The organism is Streptomyces sp. NBC_00483 (genome assembly GCF_036013745.1).
Classification (GTDB): Bacteria; Actinomycetota; Actinomycetes; order Streptomycetales; family Streptomycetaceae; genus Streptomyces.
Window position 1 is genome coordinate 3,958,890 of record NZ_CP107880.1, and the last position, 16,547, is coordinate 3,975,436.

The 16,547-nt window shown below is 70.4% G+C and carries 14 protein-coding genes and 2 tRNA genes; 8 read left to right on the plus strand and 8 right to left on the minus strand.

Annotation, left to right across the window (positions count from 1 at the left end; all coding sequences use genetic code 11):
- Positions 1–260: 260 nt before the first annotated feature.
- Positions 261–1,928: a putative bifunctional diguanylate cyclase/phosphodiesterase gene (locus OHA73_RS17430; protein WP_443063216.1), complete on the plus strand. Its 1,668-nt coding sequence runs from the start codon at positions 261–263 to the stop codon at positions 1,926–1,928.
- 47 nt (positions 1,929–1,975) lie between these two features.
- On the opposite strand, the gene OHA73_RS17435 is transcribed toward OHA73_RS17430, so the two are convergent.
- The 3 genes from OHA73_RS17435 to OHA73_RS17445 form a co-directional block, all read right to left on the minus strand.
- Positions 1,976–3,055 (minus strand): LLM class flavin-dependent oxidoreductase, encoded by a 1,080-nt coding sequence (locus tag OHA73_RS17435; RefSeq protein ID WP_327655486.1) that lies wholly within the window; start codon positions 3,053–3,055, stop codon positions 1,976–1,978.
- Positions 3,056–3,301: 246 nt separating this feature from the next.
- Positions 3,302–4,033, minus strand: coding sequence for a maleate cis-trans isomerase family protein (locus OHA73_RS17440; RefSeq protein ID WP_327655487.1), 732 nt, complete (start codon positions 4,031–4,033; stop codon positions 3,302–3,304).
- 3 nt (positions 4,034–4,036) lie between these two features.
- Positions 4,037–4,861, minus strand: coding sequence for a maleate cis-trans isomerase family protein (locus tag OHA73_RS17445; protein WP_266710668.1), 825 nt, complete (start codon positions 4,859–4,861; stop codon positions 4,037–4,039).
- Positions 4,862–5,202: 341 nt separating this feature from the next.
- Here OHA73_RS17445 and OHA73_RS17450 point away from each other — a divergent pair, with 341 nt between their 5' ends.
- The 6 genes from OHA73_RS17450 to OHA73_RS17475 all read left to right on the plus strand — a co-directional run bounded on the left by OHA73_RS17450 (position 5,203) and on the right by OHA73_RS17475 (position 10,785).
- A complete protein-coding gene (locus tag OHA73_RS17450) occupies positions 5,203–6,609 on the plus strand; it encodes an amidase (protein WP_327655488.1) in 1,407 nt (468 codons plus the stop codon).
- Between the two features lie 109 nt (positions 6,610–6,718).
- Positions 6,719–7,651 carry an ectoine/hydroxyectoine ABC transporter substrate-binding protein EhuB gene (gene ehuB, locus OHA73_RS17455; RefSeq protein ID WP_267070326.1) on the plus strand — a complete coding sequence of 311 codons (933 nt, stop codon included), beginning with the start codon at positions 6,719–6,721 and terminating at the stop codon, positions 7,649–7,651.
- A complete protein-coding gene (gene ehuC, locus OHA73_RS17460; protein WP_266710674.1) occupies positions 7,648–8,391 on the plus strand; it encodes an ectoine/hydroxyectoine ABC transporter permease subunit EhuC in 744 nt (247 codons plus the stop codon). Before ehuB ends, ehuC begins: the two co-directional genes overlap by 4 nt.
- On the plus strand, positions 8,388–9,035 hold the full coding sequence (ehuD, locus tag OHA73_RS17465; protein WP_266710675.1) for an ectoine/hydroxyectoine ABC transporter permease subunit EhuD: 648 nt from the start codon (positions 8,388–8,390) through the stop codon (positions 9,033–9,035). Before ehuC ends, ehuD begins: the two co-directional genes overlap by 4 nt.
- Positions 9,025–9,840, plus strand: a complete 816-nt coding sequence (gene ehuA / locus OHA73_RS17470) for an ectoine/hydroxyectoine ABC transporter ATP-binding protein EhuA (RefSeq protein WP_266710677.1) — start codon at positions 9,025–9,027, stop codon at positions 9,838–9,840. Before ehuD ends, ehuA begins: the two co-directional genes overlap by 11 nt.
- 174 nt (positions 9,841–10,014) lie before the next feature.
- Entirely contained in the window at positions 10,015–10,785 is a 771-nt protein-coding gene (locus tag OHA73_RS17475) for an IclR family transcriptional regulator (RefSeq protein ID WP_327655489.1), read from the plus strand.
- Between the two features lie 123 nt (positions 10,786–10,908).
- On the opposite strand, the gene OHA73_RS17480 is transcribed toward OHA73_RS17475, so the two are convergent.
- The 5 genes from OHA73_RS17480 to OHA73_RS17500 form a co-directional block, all read right to left on the minus strand.
- Positions 10,909–10,982, minus strand: a tRNA-Lys gene (locus OHA73_RS17480).
- Positions 10,983–11,045: 63 nt separating this feature from the next.
- Positions 11,046–12,716: an AMP-binding protein gene (locus tag OHA73_RS17485; RefSeq protein WP_327655490.1), complete on the minus strand. Its 1,671-nt coding sequence runs from the start codon at positions 12,714–12,716 to the stop codon at positions 11,046–11,048.
- A 164-nt stretch (positions 12,717–12,880) separates the two neighbouring features.
- Positions 12,881–13,492 carry a lytic polysaccharide monooxygenase auxiliary activity family 9 protein gene (locus OHA73_RS17490; protein WP_267070322.1) on the minus strand — a complete coding sequence of 204 codons (612 nt, stop codon included), beginning with the start codon at positions 13,490–13,492 and terminating at the stop codon, positions 12,881–12,883.
- Between the two features lie 169 nt (positions 13,493–13,661).
- Positions 13,662–14,780 carry an SPFH domain-containing protein gene (locus OHA73_RS17495; protein WP_267070321.1) on the minus strand — a complete coding sequence of 373 codons (1,119 nt, stop codon included), beginning with the start codon at positions 14,778–14,780 and terminating at the stop codon, positions 13,662–13,664.
- 20 nt (positions 14,781–14,800) lie between these two features.
- Positions 14,801–16,093: a peptidoglycan-binding protein gene (locus OHA73_RS17500; protein WP_266718627.1), complete on the minus strand. Its 1,293-nt coding sequence runs from the start codon at positions 16,091–16,093 to the stop codon at positions 14,801–14,803.
- A 234-nt stretch (positions 16,094–16,327) separates the two neighbouring features.
- On the opposite strand from OHA73_RS17500, the gene OHA73_RS17505 reads away from it, so the two are divergent.
- Positions 16,328–16,401 (plus strand) — tRNA-Lys (locus OHA73_RS17505).
- Positions 16,402–16,547 lie beyond the last annotated feature (146 nt).

Sequence of the window (16,547 nt, forward strand, 5' to 3'; positions counted from 1 at the left end):
CACACTTTCCTGCCGGGACCCCGCAGCAGACCACGCAACCATCCGACGCACCACGGGAGCGAGCGGTGAGCGCACAGCCCGAAGGGCCCACGACCGCGCGCCGGGTGGCTCCGCCCGGCCTACGCAACGATCCCCTCGCGGGGATCCCGGGGCTCACGGAGACCTCGAAGATCACGGAGGGTGATGGCGTGGGGTCGGCTTCACGGCCTCCGTCCGCCCAGGCCCTCTACCGGCCGGCATTCGCGACGTCGCCGCTGGCCATGGCGGTCGTCGATCGCGAGGGCGTGATCGTCGGCGCCAACGACGCCGCATGCGCCCTGCTGTGCGGGGAGGACACCGGGCAGCTCGCCGGCCGTACCGTCGACGAACTGCTCGACCTGCACTCGGACCCCCGCACCGCGGACGCCTACCAGGAGATTCTGCGCGGGCGGCAGGCCCGGCTCAGCCGCACCCGCCGCCTCAAGCACCCCTCGGGCCACTCGCTGTGGCTGCGCGTCACGGTGTCACCGCTCCCGGACGCGGAGGCCGTGCTGCTCTCGCTCAGCGACATCACCGCGCACCGCGGCCTCCAGGACCGGCTGCACCACCTGGAGCTGCACGATCCGCTGACCCGGCTGCCCAATCGCGCGCTGTTCTTCGAGCGCGTCTCCGCGGCCCTGGAGTCCGGGACGTACGAGAACACGGGCGCGACCGGACGCGTGGGGCTCTGCCTGCTGGACCTCGACGGGTTCAAGGCGGTCAACGACTCCCTCGGGCACCCGGTCGGCGACCGGTTGCTCGTCGCCGTCGCCGAGCGGCTCACGCACTGCGCGGACCGCGCGCAGAGCGCCACGGGCGCCCCGCTGGTGGCCCGGCTCGGCGGTGACGAGTTCGCGCTGCTCGTCGAGGACTCCACCGGTACGGAGGAGGTGGCGGAGCTCGCCCGGGCGGTCCTTGACGCGCTGCGGGAGCCCTTCGACCTCGCCGGTGAGCGGGTGTCGGTCTCCGCCTCGATCGGTGTGGTCGAGCGGCAGATCACCGGCACCAGCACGACGGCCCTGATGCAGGCGGCCGACACCACGCTGTACTGGGCGAAGGCGGACGGCAAGGCCCGCTGGACCTTCTTCGACCCGGAGCGCAACGCCCACCGGATGACCCGTCAGGCCCTGTCGTCCAGCCTGCGGCCCGCGGTCGACCGGGGTGAATTCGCCCTGGAATACCAGCCGTTGGTGGAGATGGCGGACGGTGAGCTGCGCGGGGTCGAGGCGCTGGTGCGCTGGCGGCACCCGCAGTTCGGCCTGCTGTCGCCGAATCGGTTCATCCCACTGGCCGAAGAGGACGGCTCCATCGTGGAGTTGGGGCGATGGGTGCTGCGGACGGCCTGCGCGCAGGCGCGGCGCTGGCAGGTGGAGCACCCCGAGGCGCCGCCGGTGTTCATGAGCGTCAATGTGGCGGTGCGTCAGATGTGGGACTCGGACCTCGTGGCGGACGTCGCGCAGATCCTCGCCGAGACCGGACTCCCGCCGGAACTCCTCCAGTTGGAGCTGATCGAGTCCGCCGTGATGGGCTCGACGGGACGGCCGTTGCAGGCGCTCCGGGCGCTGAGCGACATGGGTGTGCGCATCGCCATCGACGACTTCGGCACCGGGTACTCCAACCTCGCGTACCTCAGCCGGCTGCCCGTGTCGGTACTCAAGCTCGACGGGGCGTTCGTGCGGGGATTCGAGGGGGACGGGTCCACGCCCGCGGAGCCGGCGGACGCGATGATCGTCGAGGCGCTCGTGCAGCTGGCGCACCGGCTCGGGCTCACGGTGACCGCCGAGTGCGTGGAGACGGCGGAGCAGGCGGAGCGGCTGCGCCGGCTCGGGTGCGACACCGGGCAGGGGTGGCTCTACTCGCGGCCGGTGGCAGCGGATCGTATCTCTGGGCTCCTTGCCGAGCGCAAATGAAGCGCAAGTGATCCGCCGCCGTCAGGCGGCCCCGGGTTCTCGGGCTCTCAGGCGCGCGGCAACTCGTAGGCGTCCGCGATGAGTTCGTAGGAACGCAGGCGTACGTCGCCACCGTGGGCGTTGGCCGTGAGCATCAACTCGTCGGCGCCCGTGCGCTTTTGCAGCTCGTCGAGGCCGGAGCGGACCTCGTCGGGGGTGCCGTGGATGACGTTGGAGTTCCAGGACTGGACGAAGTCCCGCTCCATCTCGTTGAACTGGTACGCCTCCGCCTCCTCGGGCGTCGGCACGAGGCCGGGGCGGCCGGTGCGGAGCCGGACCATGTTGAGGGCGGCGGCGAGCACCTGGCGGCGGGCCTCCGTGCCGTCGTCGTCCGTCGCGAGCGCCGATACGCCGATGAGGGCGTAGGGCTCGGAGAGGGTCTCGGACGGGCGGAAGTTCTCGCGGTACAGGTCGAGCGCCGGGAGGGTGTTCTGCGCCGAGAAGTGGTGCGCGAAGGCGAACGGGAGGCCGAGCGTCGCGGCCAGGCGGGCGCTGAAGCCGGAGGAGCCGAGGAGCCAGACCGGCGGGCGGTTCGGGTCCTGTACGCCGCCGGGGGACGTGGCCTGGACCGGGCCCGGGACGGCGTGGATGCGGGAGTACGGGTGGCCGTCGGGGAAGTCGTCGTCGAGGAAGCGGGTGAGCTCGACGAGCTGCTGCGGGAAGTCGTCGGCGCCTTCGTTGAGGCGGTCCGAGCGGCGCAGGGCGGCGGCGGTCGCGCCGTCCGTGCCGGGGGCGCGGCCGAGGCCGAGGTCAACGCGGCCCGGGGCCATGGCCTCCAGCGTGCCGAACTGCTCCGCGATCACGAGCGGGGCGTGGTTCGGGAGCATGACGCCGCCGGAGCCGAGGCGGATGCGGTCCGTGTGGGCGGCCAGGTGGGCCAGGATCACGGCGGGGCTGCTGGAGGCTACGCCGGGCATGGAGTGGTGCTCGGCGACCCAGTACCGGTGGTACCCACGGTTCTCCGCGAGCCGGGCGATGTCGACGCTGGTACGGAGGGCCTGGGTGGCCGTGCGACCCGCTCCCACGGTGACCAGGTCCAGGACGGAGAGGGGGGTCGGGGCAGTGCCCTGGGCTGCGCCGCGGATCACGGGTCCTCCTGCGTACGTACGGGGTATATGGCTTGACCCCGGCGTAACGGAGGCCTACTCCGCTTTATTCCCGGCACCGTGGCCGGACCCCGCTTAACTGTCGCGCCGCACCGGGGCGCCGCCTTGCCCACCCTGCCGCCCAAGGCGGCAGATTGCCCAAGGCGGCAACGGCACCATCAAGCCCCGCCGGCGTTTGAGACGCGGGGTCCGGGGCGGAGCCCCGTGGCGTGGGCCGGGCGGGCCGCCTCACACCTGCACCACCGGCTCCTTCGTGAAGAGCGCGCCCAGGGCCGGCGCGTTGACCCGCCGGTCCACCAGTCGCAGCGCCTCCCAGACGGAGACCTGGTTCGCCGTGAGGACCGGCTTGCCGAGCTCGGACTCCAGGTCACGGACGTACGCCGCCGTGTGCAACGCCGTGTCGGGCAAAAGCACCGCATCCGCGTCGGGGTGGTCGCCGGCCCGGGCCATGGCGAGGATCTCGTCCCACCCCCACGTCCCCACCTCGGCCGCCGTGATGATCCCGCTCCCCCGGACGGCCAGGACCTCCGCTCCGGCAGCCTTGAGGAACGTAGCGAAGTGGTCCGCGACGTCCTCCGGATAGGTCGCGGCGACCGCCACCCGCCGCGCCCGCACCTCCCGCAACGCGTGCGCGAAGGCGAAGGACGTACTGGAAGCGGGCAGCCCCGCCGCCCTCGCGAGCCCGCGCACCTGCTCGTGCGCGCCGTCCCAGCCGAAGACGAAGCTCCCGGACGTGCACGCCCAGACCACCGCCTCCGCGCCGGAGAGCCGCAGTTCCTCGACCCCCGCGGCGAGGCGGTCCGGCGCGCCCATCTTCAGCAGCGCGTCGACACGGTGCGCGTCCTCTCCGATGTCGGTGTGGACGACAGGCAGCCGCACATCGCTGTCGATCAGCATCTCGATGCGCGGGTAGTCGTCCTCCGCGGAGTGTCCGGGGTAGAGAAATCCCAGCGAGGTCATGCGCTATGCCCACCCTTCCTGTTCCTTCGACCGTTCCCTCGGCAGATCCTCCGGAGGCAGCGCCTCCGGCACGTCCGCCGGGGGCCACACCCGCGCCGCCGGATCCAGCAGCGCCTGGTACGGCCCCACCGCACGTGTACCCAGCCGGGCGAGGGCTGCCCACATCGTGACTTGATTGGCCGAGATCACCGGAATCCGCAACTCCGCCTCCAGCTGCGGGATGACGTCGTACGTCGGCAGGTTGGTGCAGCTGATGAAGAGCGCGTCGGCCCCGGAGCTCCCCGCTTCCCTGGCCATCGCCGCCACGTCCCGGTAGGGCACCTTCCAGATGTGCCGGGTCAGACCGAGGTAGGCCCGGCCCGTGACCGTGATGCCGGCCTCCGACAGATACTCCTCGAGCGATTCGGTGACCGATCGCGTATAGGGCGTCACGAGGGCGATGCGTCGCGCGCCCAGTTCGGACAGGGCCTGGAGCAGGGCCCCCGATGTGGTCACGGCGGGCAGCTCCCCGGCCCGCCGCATCGCCGTGCACATCGCCCGCTCCCCCGCGAGACCGCCGACGAAGCTGCCGGAGGCGCAGGCGTACGCGAGGACTTCCGGCCCGGTGGCACCGAGCGCACGGACCGCTTCACCGAGCGTCTCGTGCTCGCTGACCAGGCGCGCCAGGTCGAGGCCGACCTCGACGGGCACGTAGGGAGTACGGGTGAGGTGGAGGGATACATGGTCGGGTACCCAACGCCACAGCTCGCGGTCGAGAGCGAAGTCGAACGGGGCGACGACGCCCACGCCGCGCTGCGGTTTCGGTCCCCCCAGGAATGAGACGTCCATGAGCAGGCCCCATGTTCAGCTGACTGATTCAATGCCGGGGTGGTGCTTGAGCCGGCGAACCGCCGGGACGTCGGGACAGCGACACAGCGCGAAACAAGGTGCAGGAACCCTAGTGGTGTCCTCTGTTGTCGACGGTAGGTTCCGGTGCCTGCGGGGTCAATCCGCGCATGTCGGAAGGTGCCTTCGAACTTTCCGTTGTTCGTGAAATTGGTGGCTGTTCCCGACTTCTCGCGCCCAGGAAAGCGGATCTTCATTGCCGGACGGTTTCCCCGCGATGTCCGTGCCTGACGAGGTGATCCTGGGTAGGTCCCCGGCAACGTATCGCTGGTGCTGGAGGGCGGATGACGAGCGTGCTCATCGGACTGACCGCGCAGGACCTCATCGAGGGATATCGCAAGGGAGAGTTCAGCCCGGTCGACGCGACCCGCGCCGTGCTCGCCAGGATCGAGGAGACCGACCCTGCGCTGAACGCGTTCGTGCGTGTCGACGCGGAAGGTGCCCTCGCCCGGGCAGAGGCGAGCGCGCGACGGTGGCGCGAGGGCGAACCGATGGGCCTGCTCGACGGGGTACCGGTGTCGGTGAAGGACATCCTGCTGCAGCGGGGCGCGCCCACGCTGCGCGGCTCGAAGACCGTGTCGGAGCAGGGCAGTTGGGACGAGGACTCGCCGTCGGTGGCCCGGCTGCGCGAGCAGGGCGCGGTCCTCGTCGGCAAGACGACGACGCCCGAGTTCGGCTGGAAGGGCGTGACCGATTCGCCGCTGTCGGGCGCGACCCGCAATCCGTACGACACCTCGCGTACGGCGGGTGGTTCGAGCGGCGGGAGCGCGGCGGCGGTCGCGGTGGGCGCGGGGCCGCTGTCGCTCGGCACGGACGGCGGGGGTTCGGTGCGCATACCCGCCGCCTTCTGCGGGATCTTCGGCCTCAAGCCGACGTACGGGCGGGTGCCGCTGTACCCGTCGTCGGCGTTCGGGACGCTGGCGCACGTGGGGCCGCTGGCCCGTACGGCGGCCGACGCGGCGCTCATGATGGATGTGATCTCGGGCCCCGACCCGCGGGACTGGTCGGCCTCGGGACCGCCGTCCGGCGGCTTCCGGGACGCGCTGCACGGCGGGGTGCGCGGGCTGCGCGTCGCGTACTCGCCGACGCTCGGCGGACAGGTGGCGGTGCGGCCCGACGTCGCCGCGGCGGTGCGCGCGGCGGTGACGCGGCTCGCCGAACTCGGCGCGTACGTCGAGGAGGTGGATCCGGACTTCACCGATCCGGTGGAGACGTTCCACACGCTGTGGTTCAGCGGCGCGGCGCGAGTGGTGCAGCATCTCCCGGCGTCCAAGCGGCAGTTGCTCGACCCGGGGCTGCGGGAGATATGCACCCGGGGCGCGCGGTACAGCGCGCTCGACTATCTGGCGGCGGTCGACGCACGGATGGCGCTCGGGCGGCGGATGGGCGCCTTCCACTCGACGTACGACCTGCTGGTGACGCCGACGGTGCCGATCACCGCCTTCGAGGCCGGAGTTGAGGTTCCGCGCGGCTCCGGCCTGCGGCGATGGACGGGCTGGACCCCGTTCACGTACCCCTTCAACCTGACCCAACAGCCCGCCGCTTCCGTGCCCGTGGGGCTCGACAAGGGCGGTCTACCGGTCGGCCTCCAGATCGTGGCGGCGCGGCACAGGGACGATCTCGTACTCCGGACCGCGCACACGCTCTACGAGGCGGAAGTGGCGAGTCACTCCAGTCCCAACACGGCGTGAATCGCGTGAAGTTAGGACATGGACGTATTGCTTATGAATTCAGATCTCGGCTTTATCAAGGGCCGAAAACGATAGGCATATCTCCCGGGGCTTCGGGTAATGGCGCGCCATGGCTCCACCACTTGGTAACAATGAGGGATTCATCGCCAGACCAGTCCGCCGCCGCTCCCTGCTCTACGGTGCGGGGGCGGCGGCGCTGGGTGTGTTCGGTACCGCGGCCTGCAGCCGAGTGCCGGAGGAGGGGAAGGTCGAGGGCGGGGATCTGCTGGACCGGCTGCGCGACGCCGGAGAGGTCAAGATCGGCGTGGCGGGTGAGGTCCCGTTCGGATACATCGACGAGAACGGCGAGGTCACCGGAGAGGCGCCGGCGATCGCCAAGGTGATTTTCCCGCGCCTCGGGGTGCCCAAGGTGAAGGCGGTGCCGACGCAGTTCAGCGCGCTGATTCCCGGGCTGACCCAGGCGCAGCAGTTCGACGTGGTGTCGGCGGGCATGTACATCAATCCGGTTCGCTGCGAACAGGTGCTGTTCTCCGATCCCGACTACCTGATGCCCGACTCGTTCATCGTGCGCAAGGGAAACCCGCACGGCATCAAGACGTACAAGGAAATTGCGGACAAGAAGCTGAAGTTCGCGACGGGCACGGCCTACGCGGAGATCGATACCGCCAAGGCCTTGGGCATCAAGGACATGCTGATCCTGCCCGACCAGGTCGCCGGGCTCGACGCCGTGCGCCAGGGCAGGGTCGATGCCTTCGCCGGCACGGCCGTCACGGTCCGCACGGTGATCAAGGGCAAGAGCGGGGTCGAGGCCGTCGAGCCCTTCCAGCCCTACGTGGACGGAAAGCCGGTCTACGGAGCGGGCGGATTCGCGTTCCGGAAGTCGGAGAAGAACCTGCGCGACGCGTTCAACAAAGAGCTGCACAAGCTCAAGGACAGCGGTGAACTCCTGCGCATCATGGCGCCCTTCGGTTTCACGAAGAAGGAGATGACCGACCTCACGGTCGAGAAACTCTGCCCCCCTGTCAAGGGAGCCGCCTCATGATGTCCGCGAAGTTCTTCGAGAACTGGTTCCTGCCGGGCATCTGGATCACGCTCGAGGTCACGGTCCTCAGCGCGATCATCGCCTTCGTCATCGCGTTCATCATCGGCGTCCTGCGCACGTCCAATGTGTGGTTCGTGCGCTTCTTGTCCGGGGCGTACTTCGAGATCTTCCGCAGCACGTCCTCGCTGGTCTTCATGTTCTGGATCGCGTACACCGTGCCGATGCTGTTCCACATCAACTTCGAGCCCATGTTCGCGGGCATCCTGGCGCTCAGCATCACCTACGGCGCCTACGGTTCGGAGATCGTGCGCGGCGCACTCGCCGCGGTGCCGCCCGCCCAGCGCGAGGCAGGCATCGCCCTCAACTTCACGCGCACCCAGCGCCTGCGCCGCATCGAACTCCCGCAGGCCTGGCCGGAGATGATCCCGCCGTTCAACAACCTGCTGATCGAGCTGCTCAAGGGAACCTCGCTGGTCTCCCTCATCGCGGTGGCCGACATGACGTTCGCGGGCAACCTCAAGCGGCTCGTCTCCGGCGACAGCGCGCCGGTCTACACGCTGCTGCTCGTCCTGTACTTCGTGTTCGCCTTCATCTTCACCCGCCTCATGCGCCTGCTTGAGCGGCACGCCAAGAGCCGAGTCGGCCAGGCGCCCGAGAAGGGCGGCCTGCGCGTGCTCCTCGGCGGTATGCGCTCCAAGTCGACGATCGACGCCGTCACCGGTGCCGGAGGTGCCAAGTGAACTGGGACTGGTCCAACGTCGCGGACTTCATGCCGCAGTTCTGGGACGGCGTACTCGTCACGCTCCAGGCGCTCGTCGGTGGTGCGGTCATCGCCTTCGCCCTCGGCCTGGTGTGGGCGATCGCCCAGCGCTCGAAGACGAAGTGGGTCAGCTGGCCGGTGACGGCGGTCACCGAATTCATCCGGAACACCCCGCTCCTGGTGCAGCTGTTCTTCCTCTTCTACGTCGTTCCCTCCTGGGGCATCTCGATGTCCCCGCTGGTCACCGGCATCGTCGGGCTCGGCCTGCACTACTCGACGTACACGTCCGAGGTCTACCGGGCCGGCATCGAGGGCGTGCCCGTCGGCCAGTGGGAGGCCGCCACGGCGCTCAGCCTGTCCAAGGGCCGCACCTGGCGCGCGGTGATCCTGCCGCAGGCCGTCCGCCGCGTGATTCCCGCGCTCGGCAACTACGTGATCGTCATGCTGAAGGAGTCGCCGCAGATCATGGCGATCGGCGCCCTTGACATGCTGGGCGAGGCCCAGGGCTTCAGCCAGACCACCTTCACCTACGAGGCCATCAGCATCGTCGGTGTCGCCTTCATCGTCATCGCCTACCCGGCTTCTCTTCTTCTGCGAGTCTTGGAGCGTCGTCTTGTCCGCTGACAGCAGCACTTCCCAGGAAATTCCCAATCCTGCCGTCGACGGCAGCGAGCTCATCCGCTTCGACAAGGTCACCAAGCGGTTCGGCAGCAACACCGTCCTGGACAACCTGGACTTCTCCGTCGACTCCGGCAAGCACGTCACGCTGATCGGCCCGTCCGGATCCGGCAAGACCACGATCCTGCGTCTGCTGATGACGCTGATGAAGCCCGACGAGGGCACCATCAAGGTGGGCGGCGAGTTCCTCACGCACGAGCAGAAGGACGGCAAGCTCGTCTCGGCCGGCGAGAAGCACATCCGCGAGATCCGCAAGAACATCGGGATGGTCTTCCAGCAGTTCAACCTGTTCCCGAACATGAACGTGCTGCGCAACATCACCGAGGCACCGGTCAACGTGCTCGGCCTGTCCAAGGACGAGGCGGAGCAGCGGGCCAAGGAGCTGCTCGACATGGTCGGCCTCGGCGACCGCGTCGACGCGTACCCCTCGCAGCTCTCCGGCGGCCAGCAGCAGCGTGTGGCGATCGCCCGCGCGCTTGCGATGCGCCCGCAGGTGCTGCTCCTGGACGAGGTCACGTCGGCGCTCGACCCGGAGCTGGTGGCCGGTGTCCTCGACGTGCTGCGGGACATCGCGCGCACCACGGACATCACCATGCTGTGCGTGACGCACGAGATGACCTTCGCCCGGGACATCTCGGACCAGGTCCTGATGTTCGACTCGGGTCGCATCATCGAGTCCGGTTCGCCGGAGAAGATTTTCAGCGAGCCGGAGCACGAGCGCACCCAGGAGTTCCTCAGCGCCGTGCTGTGACCAGCCACCTACCGAGTGGTGCATGACTTTGGCATATGCCAGGGTGGCGCGTTCCTGCTGAGAGGCACGGAACGCGCCACCAATCTCTCCAACCACCGCCCCCAAAGGGGGTGTTGGCGGCTATCGTGGACGAAGCCCAGCTGTCCGGAACCGGTCCATGCAGGGGGAAGAACCGTGGCGCTGAAGCACGAGCAAGGTGCGTCCCCGCACCAGCCGCACGAGGCGGTGCAGCACGCGTTGCGCGTGCTGGAGACCGTCGCACACCGAGGCGTGGGCGTGACCGACACGGAGCTGGCGCGGGTCACCGGACTGCCTGCCGACCAGCTGACGATCCTGCTGCGCATGCTGCGCAGGGAGGGTTACGTCCAGCAGGGCGCCGACGGGGCGTACACCACCGGCGAGACCCTGACCAGGCTCGGAGCCGCGGACGGCCAGGCGGCCGCGCTCACCGCGAAGCTCCAGCGGACCCTCGACCGGCTGCGCGACGACGTGGGCGCGGCGGTCTACATGAGCCGTTACGTCGACGGGGAGATCCGGATCACGCAGGTGGCGACGGGGCCCGAGACGCCCGCGGTCAACGAGTGGGTGGACTTCCGTGTCTCTGCGCACGCGAGCGCCATCGGCAAGAGCCTCCTCGGCCAGCTCGACATGAACGGGCGGCGGGATCATCTGTCCCGCCACAAGATGGCCCGGCTCACCTCGCGCACGATCACCAACGAGAAGGTGCTGCTGTCCCGCCTCGCCTCCCAGCCGGCGACGGTTCCGGTCCTCGACCTCCAGGAGTACGCCGTGGGCACGGTGTGCGCCGCGGTTCCCATCACGGCGGGCGCGTCCGTCGGATGCCTGGCGCTCTCGCTCCCGGTCGAGCACGCGCACCGTTTGCACGACGCGGCGGAACAGTTGAACAAGGAGGCCGCGCCGGTCCTCCTGTCCTTGGCGATCTGATCCTCACCGGCACGGTGGTTACGGCCTCGGGGCTCCGCCCCGGACCCCGCCGGCTCTCGTCCGAGTGCGGGGCTTTAGACAACAACGACGAAGGCCCCCGCCGTAGCGGGGGCCTTCGGTTTGTGCGCCATCAGGGACTCGAACCCCGGACACGCGGATTAAGAGTCCGCTGCTCTAACCAACTGAGCTAATGGCGCCGGTTGACGAGGTAAATACTACCTGGCCCCAGGGGGTGCTTTTGACCACCGGAGGCGCAGGCGTCACGTGGGGGCGATCAGGGACTCGCGGCCGCGCTCCCGGTACTCCGTCGCCAGATCCGCGCCGTCCTCGCAGGTCAGGGGGCGATGGGTGGCGGAGCCCGGGGGCCGCCACCAGAGGTCGCCGCCGCTCCAGAAGCCCTCGCGGCGCAGCTCCCCGCGTCGGACCTTGTTCGTCGCGGTGACCGGCATACGGTCCACCACCCGGAGGAAGCGAGGGGCCATCTTCGTGCCAAGGTCGGGCTGCGAGGCGAGGAAGGCGTCGAAGGCCACCGGGGAGAACGTGCGGCCCTCGCGGAGCGCGATCGTCGCCATCACCTGGTCCCCGGCCACCGGGTCCGGCACCCCGTAGACCGCGACGGCCGCCGCGTCCGGCCAGCGGGCGAGGATGTTCTCGATCATGGCCGGGGCGAGGTTCTCGCTGTCGACGCGGATCTTGTCGTCGGCGCGCCCGGCGAAGTACAGGTACCCGTCGGCGTCCCGGTAGAAGTGGTCGCCGGTCCAGTACCAGCCGTGCTCCCGGACGCGTTCGGCATACGCGGCGTCGTTGCGCCAGTAGCCCTCGAAGGGTGAGCGGCCACGGTTCACCAGCTCCCCTATCGCCGACTCCCCGTTGAGGAGGCGCCCGCCCTCGTCGAAGCGCGCCGGCGGGCACTCCGCCTTCGTCTCCGGGTCGAGCACCGCGAGGTCGCTGCCGGGGGCCGCCAGGCCGATCGCGCCCGCCGGGGTGTCGGCCGTGCGCTGCACCGCGGCGCCGCCCTCCGAGGACCCGTACCCCTCGACGAGCCGCACCCCGAACCGCTCCTCGAACCGCGCCGCGTCCACGGCCCCCGCCTCCGTACCGAAACCGACCCGGAGGGGATTGTCCCGGTCGTCGGGGCGTTCATCGGTGGCCAGGATGTACTGGACGGCCCGGCCCACGTAGGTGAAGTACGTGGCGCCGAATCGGCGTACGTCGCCCAGGAACTGGGACGCCGAGAAGCGGCGGCGCAGCGCGACCCCGGCGCCCGCCGCGACGGCCGGCGCCCAGTCCGCGATGACCGCGTTGCCGTGGAAGAGGGGCATGCAGATGTAGTGCACGTCGTCCGCGCGGACCCCGAAGTTCGACACCAGGGACTGCCCCGCCGCCGCAAGCCGCCCCTGCGTGCACAGCGCCGCCTTCGGGGCCCCGGTCGACCCGGAGGTGAAGTAGAGCAGCATGCGGGTGTCGGGGCCGACCCGGCCGTCCGCCTCCGGCTTCGTCCCTTCGTACGGCGTGAGCAGCTCCTCGTACGCGCCGGTGTCGGTCACCAGGATCCGGACGCCCGGCAGGTCGAGGCCGTCGAGCAGCGGGAGGTGGGCCCGCTCGGTGACCAGGACACGGCACTCGGTGTGCGTGATGTCGCGGGCGAGTTCGGCGCCGCGCCGGGTCGGGTTGAGGCCGGCGACGGCGGCGCCGGAGAGCGCGGCGGCGCCCAGCCACTGGGGGAATTCGGGGGTGTTGTCGAGGAGCAGGCCGATGTGGGGGTCCGCCGCCCGCGGCAGCAGCTCACCGAGAAGCGCGGCGCGGGCCGCCGCTCCGGCCGCGACCTGGTGATGGCTGAGCACCTGGTCCTCGTACGCGAGTCCGGGCCTGTGGTCGCCCCAGCGCTCCTGGATGAGTTCCGCGAAGGTGCGCGTCGTCATGGATCCCATGGCGGCGAACCATAATTGACGTTCCGTCAGATGTGGAGAGCGGCGACGCCGATCCAGCCCCTCCGGCGTTTGAGGATCGGGGTCCGGGGCGGAGCCCCGAGGCATGCACCACGGGTGCCGGTGAACCCCGGCGCGCCGTGGGGCGGCGCACCGGGGTCACGGGCTCAGAACGTGACGTCCGAGCACGCGTAGAAGGCGTTCCCCGTGTCCGCGACGTTCCACACCGCGAGGATCACGTGGTGGCCCGACTTCCCGGAGGGCAACGTGCCGGAGTGCGAGAGCGTCGCCGGCGGCTGGCCGCTGTACGGGACCGTGAGGAACGGCGCGGTCTGGAGGGACGACCGGGTCAGCGGCTGACTCTGGTCCCAGCCGTCCTTGGTGATGTAGTAGCGGAAGTCCGCGGTGGAGTGCCGCGCGGTGAACTGCCAGCGGAAGGTCTGACTCTGACCGCCCGTCACCTTCGTGGTCGGCCAGGCGTTCCCGTTCGGCTGCTTGGCGGCGTCGAGCGCGCTGAAGCCGCCGTTCCCTGCCGAACAGAGCTTGCCGTCGGCGGGGCCGGCCGCCGGGAAGCCCTTCGGGCCCTCGACGCTCTGCGGCTCCCACTGGATGCTGCCGCAGCCGCTGACGCCGCCGTTGGCGCACAGCTTCTGCCTGCTGACGGGCAGGTCGGTGTAGCCGTGACCGCTGGCGCCGCCCGCGGAGAGCGCGAACGCCCCCGCGGTCGTCAGGCCGAGCAGGGCCGCGTACGCCTTCGTACGCTTCGAGGTTTTTCGCATGCTGCCGCTCCTGGGGGGTGTTGGGAGTGCCGGAAGCCGTGCGCACAGCGATAGTTCAGGTCTAGACCAACGCAACGCACAATGTAGAACCGGGAGTTGAGCATGTCCAGACCAATCGCAATTCCCGGCACGGCCCCTTCCGGTCACCCCTCGGACAGGCCCCAGGGCGTCACTCTCCTCGACCTGTGTAGAACGCGACCGTCAGGTCCTTCACGAGCAACTTGCGCTCGTAGTCGTCGAGATCGACGAGACCCCGCGCGGTCAGCCGCGTCACGGTGTCCTCCACCGAGTCCACGACCGTGGTGAGGACGGTGTCCCGGCGCCGCGCGTCGAGTGCCGCGATCCGGCGGCGCCGCATCGCGGCGGCCACCTCCGGCTCGTACTCGATCCGCGTGGGCTGCGCCGAGAACACCTCGATGCCGACCGGTTCCGCGTCCTCGGCGAGGCGCCGGGTGAGCAGATCTCCCAGGGCCTCCGCGTTGCGCAGCACGGGCGCGTCCCGGTCGCCGACCACGGCGGGCAGCCGGGACAGCACCCGCGCGAGGCCCGCCTCCACGCACTCGCGCAGATACGTCTCGTGGTCCTCGGTCCCGAGCGTCGCCCGCGCCGTGTCCTTGATCCGCCAGGCGACGAGCACGACGACGCGCAGCGCCTCGCCATTGGTGTCGACCGCCGGCATCGGCTCGCTGCGCCAGTGCCGCAGCCGCAGGTCGACCCGGCGGCGCACGAGCAGCGGGTTCAGCCACAGCAGCCCCGCCCTGCGCACGCTCCCCCGGTACCGGCCGAAGCGCGTGAGCACCCAGGCCCCGCCGGTCCGCCCGCGCGCGAGCCCGCCGACGCCGAACAGGGCGAGCGCGCCGGACCCGGCGAGCGCCGCCCACTGCGCGGGCCCGAACCCGGCGCCCGCGTATCCGTCGAGGTGGGCGAGGTCGGTCATGATCCGGGGCAGCACCCCCGCCCAGCCGAGCGCGGCCGCGGCCCCGGCCGCGCCCACCGCCCCGCCGAACACCCCGAAGGCGCCGGGCAGCGCCCGCCCGGCCCGCTCCTCCAGGTCGGGGTCGACGGAGGGTGCGGGCCGGCTCGGGGTGCGGGCCGGGGCGGGACGGAGTGTCCGGCCAGGGGCCGTCGCGCTCGCGCGCTCGACCTGGGCCTTGGTGACCACCGCGGGCCGCAGCGGCACGGCCACCGGGTCCGGGTCGTCGCGGAAGAGGAGGTGGACCGGGATCTCGGTGGTGGACTCGTTGCGGATGAGCCGCGCGGCGCGCGCCCCTCCGTCGGTTTCGCTCATGGAACCCTCCGCGTTGCGCGTCATGAGAACAGCCGACGCCAGGTCTCGGGGCCCGGGTAGCCGTCGGCCGCCTTGCCCCGCCAGCCCTGGGCCCGCTGGAAGGCCTCGACATTGCGCCGGTCCGCCTCGCTCCAGCGCGGCCCGGGGCCCTGGCGGTAGAACTTGCCGAATCCTTTCTTCACGAGCTGCTTGCCGAGCCGCGTGACGTCGGAGTTCTCCGCGCCGGGGCGGAACTTCGCCTTGCCGGGGAAACCGGAGGAGGACGGGGCCCGCTCGGCGCCGCCGCTGCCGGCGGACGGGATGCTCCGCCCTTGCCCGGTCGTCAGATACGCCCAGGTCGTGGGGCCCGGGATGCCGTCGGCCGCCGCGCCGCGCCAGCCCTGCGCGCGCTGGAACGCGCGCGTGGCCTTGCGGTCGGCCTCGCTCCACCGCGGCCCTGGCCCGACCTTGTAGAACCGCTTGCCGCCCCGCTCGACGAGCATCTTGCCGAGCCGTGTCACGTGCGCGTTGTTCTTGCCGGGGCCGAAGTACTTGGCGCCGGGGAACTTCGTCGACGACGCGCTCGATCCTGAACTGCCGTCCGTGACGGCCCGGTACCGGAACGCGACGTAGCTGCTCGAGTGGCTCCAGTACGCGTACGGGGTGGACTGCACCCGCGTGCCGGGCTTGGTCTGCTCGTATGCGATGTACCGGGTGTGGGACGCGTCCGTCCAGCCGCCGAAGATCGTGACGTGCGAGCCCTTTTCCGGGTCGGCCGGGTTGTGGAAGAGCAGCATGTCTCCGGGCTGCAGCTGCGACTTGGTGATCCGGGTGCCGTACTGGGCGAGGCTCCCGGTCCACTCGTTGCCGGGCAGGCCCCACGCCATGGAGACGAAGCCGGAGCAGTCCTGGCGGTAGCCGTCCTTCCAGTACTTGTTCATGTTGTACGGGACCTTGGCCTCGACCCACTTCCTGGCGCGGTCGAGGATCGCGGCCCGGGAGGTCTTGCGCAGGGTCGTGGACTGGACCATCGAAACGGAGCCGGCGGCCGGGGCGGGCGCTCCGTGCAGCGGCCCGGTCCCACCCTGCGGCGCCGTGTCGACCCCGTCGCCGGGGGGCGGGGTCAGTGGTCTGGCCTCGTGGTGTTCGGCCGCGGCCGCCGGAGTGGTCTGGAGGCCGCCGATGACGGTGCCCGCGGCGGCGGCGAGGACGAGGGCGTGGCGGGCGCCCACCTTGGTGCGCACCGGGTGCGGCACCGCGCGCCGCCACTCGGCGCAGCCCGCGCAGTCGCAGTCCTCGGCCGGGTCGACGTCCTCGAAGACCGGGGCGCCCATCGGCTCCGCCGTGTCCCCGTGCTCCATCCGCTCCATGCGATTCCCCTCACACTCCGGTGCCGGACTTTGGAATAAAGAGCCTCGATTCCGCACGCAGGAAGCGTCTCAACTCTCATGACAAATCGCATGTTGACGGTCCAAATGATTGAAACCACCAGATTTCACCCACTCCCCCGGCGTGTCGAGTGGTCAGAAGCACCCAAGGGGGTCGGGTAAAGTTATGCAGGTCGACCGGCGCCATTAGCTCAGTTGGTTAGAGCAGCGGACTCTTAATCCGCGTGTCCGGGGTTCGAGTCCCTGATGGCGCACAAACCGAAGGCCCTCCGCGATTGCGGGGGGCCTTCGTCGTTGGCCCCCGCCCACCCGCAATCGCCAGGCGCGGCTGGGGGTCCGAGGCGTAAACGGCACGTTTCACGGCGTATCGGCCTTGCGATCATGAACCGGGTGACAGCAC

Bases quoted from the DNA above. Each gene is read 5' to 3' on its own strand.
- ehuB (WP_267070326.1), top strand. From the start codon at position 6,719: ATGGCTCCACCACTTGGTAACAATGAGGGATTCATCGCCAGACCAGTC.
- OHA73_RS17440 (WP_327655487.1), bottom strand. From the start codon at position 4,033: ATGACCTCGCTGGGATTTCTCTACCCCGGACACTCCGCGGAGGACGAC.
- OHA73_RS17430 (WP_443063216.1), top strand. From the start codon at position 261: ATGGCGGTCGTCGATCGCGAGGGCGTGATCGTCGGCGCCAACGACGCC.
- OHA73_RS17495 (WP_267070321.1), bottom strand. From the start codon at position 14,780: ATGAGCGAAACCGACGGAGGGGCGCGCGCCGCGCGGCTCATCCGCAAC.
- ehuC (WP_266710674.1), top strand. From the start codon at position 7,648: ATGATGTCCGCGAAGTTCTTCGAGAACTGGTTCCTGCCGGGCATCTGG.
- OHA73_RS17450 (WP_327655488.1), top strand. From the start codon at position 5,203: ATGACGAGCGTGCTCATCGGACTGACCGCGCAGGACCTCATCGAGGGA.
- OHA73_RS17500 (WP_266718627.1), bottom strand. From the start codon at position 16,093: ATGGGCGCCCCGGTCTTCGAGGACGTCGACCCGGCCGAGGACTGCGAC.
- OHA73_RS17490 (WP_267070322.1), bottom strand. From the start codon at position 13,492: ATGCGAAAAACCTCGAAGCGTACGAAGGCGTACGCGGCCCTGCTCGGC.
- OHA73_RS17445 (WP_266710668.1), bottom strand. From the start codon at position 4,861: ATGGACGTCTCATTCCTGGGGGGACCGAAACCGCAGCGCGGCGTGGGC.
- OHA73_RS17485 (WP_327655490.1), bottom strand. From the start codon at position 12,716: ATGGGATCCATGACGACGCGCACCTTCGCGGAACTCATCCAGGAGCGC.